The sequence below is a fragment of the Halomonas sp. 3D7M genome, from assembly GCF_014897885.1.
Taxonomy (GTDB): Bacteria; Pseudomonadota; Gammaproteobacteria; order Pseudomonadales; family Halomonadaceae; genus Vreelandella.
Map to the genome: position 1 here is coordinate 12504 of NZ_JABUZF010000177.1, position 2745 is coordinate 15248.

Sequence of the window (2745 nt, forward strand, 5' to 3'; positions counted from 1 at the left end):
CTAACCTCTCCATTACGTGATCGCTTTGGCATTGTGCAACGCTTGGAGTTTTACAACCTTGAAGAGCTGACTGAGATTGTCACTCGCTCAGCCCGCTTGCTAGGTGTTGAAACGAGCCATGAAGGTGCTGTGGAGGTTGCCAAGCGCTCCAGAGGCACCCCGCGTATTGCCAATAGGCTGCTGCGTCGCGTACGTGACTATGCAGAAATAAAGGGCAATGGCATTGTTGATGTTACTCTCGCCGATGCGGCACTCAACATGCTAAATGTCGATCACCATGGGCTGGATCATATGGACCGGCGGCTCTTGTTGGCAATGATCGATAAATTTGATGGCGGACCTGTTGGGATTGACTCAATCTCAGCCGCTATTAGTGAAGAACGCGGTACCATTGAAGATGTCATTGAACCTTATTTAATTCAGCAAGGATTAATGATGCGCACGCCAAGGGGGCGCGTAGTGACGCGACAAGCGTGGCTACACTTCAACAAAACGCCTCACGAACATGCTATTGATCCAGAAGGAGAGCGGCGCCCATGAATAATGGGTTCACGATGCCGGTGCGCGTCTATATGGAAGATACTGACGCCGGTGGAATTGTCTACTACGTTAACTACTTGAAGTTTATGGAGCGCGCCCGCAGCGAATGGTTACGTACGCTAGGCCTTAATCAGCAAACTTTGCTAGACGATGGCACCCAGCTAGTGGTATATCGCTTGGCCTGTCACTACAGCAAGCCGGCACGCTTGGATGACTCACTTATTGTCAGTACAAATATTGAGAATGTTGGTCGATGCCGGATGACTTTTTTGCAGCAAGTGCAGCGAGATGAGGAACTCTTATGCGCTGCTACAGTCGAGATAGCCTGCTTATGCGCGCATAAGATGCGGCCAAAAGCATGGCCAAAAACATTGCAGGTGCTGGGTTGATTCGTTTAAGGCGAACACCGAGAACACGCATAAATCTGTGATATGTGTAAACCTATGGAGTAGATAGCACGATGTAGCGTGCGTACTTCATGGCCTTTATATACCACCACTGTTCGGAAATTCCGACATTAATAGCTTGATGAGGGTAACTGTGAACGATAACACCATGTCCATCCCCCACTTGATAATGAGTGCCAGCACGGTTGTTCAGCTGGTGATGTTACTGCTGGTGGTGGGGTCAATCCTCTCATGGGTGGTTATTTTCCAACGCAGCATTGCCCTACGCAGGGCAAAACAGGAATACAACCAATTTGAAGAATCTTTTTGGTCGGGTGTCGATTTAAACGAGTTATACCGAGAAATTCCTGCTGACGACCCACGCTATGGAGCAGAGCATATTTTCCAGGCGGGCTTTCGCGAATTTAATCGTTTAATGCCAAAAACACGCAACCCCGACACAATCTTAGAAGGTGTGCAGCGGAGTATGCGAGTCGCCTGGTCTCGGGAAGAAGACCGCCTAACGCAGCATCTTGTATTTCTCGCAACGGTAGCATCCGCGAGCCCTTACATTGGCTTGTTCGGAACGGTTTGGGGGATTATGGGTTCATTTCAATCCCTTTCTATGACCCAGCAAGCTACATTGGCAACCGTTGCGCCTTGGATTGCTGAAGCGTTAATTGCAACGGCTATGGGCCTGTTTGCAGCTATTCCCGCGGTAATTTTCTATAACCGTCTATCGAATGATGCCGCTCGTTTGTTGGGCAAATATGAAGACTTTGCCGAGGAATTTCACGCTATCTTGCACCGTAATTTGCAAGGTCGTGAAAGTAAGTCCAGCGCTAGCTAAGGGAGTACGCTATGCAAGGCCCGTTTAATCGCAGCGGCAATAAAAAGCCGATGGCTGAAATCAACGTAGTCCCCTTTATTGACGTCATGCTGGTCTTGCTGGTGATCTTTATGATCACCGCACCAATGCTCACTCAAGGGGTGCAAGTCGATCTACCTCAAGTCACATCAGAGCCTATCGAAAGCCAAGACGATAGCGATCCGATTATTATCTCTGTCGATCAGGATGGAGGCTATTTCATCACGCTTGGCGAAGACTCAACGGCTGTTTCTCTTGAGCAAATGGCAGAGCGAGTAACAGCGATATTACAGCGACGACCTGAAACACCTGTCATGGTTCGCGGCGATCGCAACGTTGCGTACGGACAAATAGTCGTATTGATGAGCACGCTGCAACGCTCGGGTGTCGCTAATGTAGGTCTGTTATCTGAGCCGCCACAAGATGGTTAAACGTAGCGCGCAAATGGCAATCAAACCACCCCGTGACCCACAGGATGTTGGCTATACTTGGCCTACTGTCCTGGCGGTTGCGGTGCATCTATTAGTTGTGCTTTTTAGTTTGGTTAGTCTGCCAAGTTCTACGGCAGAGCCAGACTCGTCCTCTATTGTGCAAGCGACCTTCGTCAGTACTGAAACATTCACTGACCAAGCACAGCAAACAACGGATCAACAAGCAGCTCTCAATAGTTCAACCGACCCCGATGAGGCTGAGCCAGCACCAGAGCCTGATGCAAGTGAGCAAGAAGCATTGCAGCAGCAGGCAGACGAGGCCGCTGCGAGAGAAGAAGCTCAAGCTCAAGCACGAGCAGAAGAGCAAGCTCGCGAGCTGCAAGAAGCTCAAGCTCAGGCCGAAGCCGAGGCACAGCGACGAGAAGAAGAAGCGCAACGTCTAGCCGAACAGCAAGAAGTAGCAGCTCAAGCCAGAGAAGAGGCTCAGCGGGAAGCTGAGGCAGAAGCTCAGCGCCAGCGG

General features: G+C 50.3%; 4 protein-coding genes and 1 pseudogene. All 5 read left to right on the forward strand.

From position 1 onward, the window contains the following. Positions 1-540: Holliday junction DNA helicase RuvB C-terminal domain-containing protein (locus INT22_RS20670; protein ID WP_319022061.1), on the forward strand; the 540-nt coding region annotated here is incomplete at its 5' end. Beyond that, positions 537-929, forward strand: coding sequence for a tol-pal system-associated acyl-CoA thioesterase (gene ybgC, locus INT22_RS09930; RefSeq protein WP_089038394.1), 393 nt, complete (start codon positions 537-539; stop codon positions 927-929). The genes INT22_RS20670 and ybgC, both read left to right, overlap by 4 nt. Before the next feature lie 166 nt (positions 930-1095). Continuing rightward, complete coding sequence (tolQ, locus tag INT22_RS09935; RefSeq protein WP_226912576.1) at positions 1096-1776, forward strand: protein TolQ; 681 nt, start codon at positions 1096-1098, stop codon at positions 1774-1776. Positions 1777-1787: 11 nt separating this feature from the next. Next, entirely contained in the window at positions 1788-2225 is a 438-nt protein-coding gene (gene tolR, locus INT22_RS09940) for a protein TolR (RefSeq protein WP_089038393.1), read from the forward strand. A 13-nt stretch (positions 2226-2238) separates the two neighbouring features. Further along, positions 2239-2745, forward strand: a pseudogene (locus INT22_RS09945) (cell envelope integrity protein TolA); the annotation flags it as partial.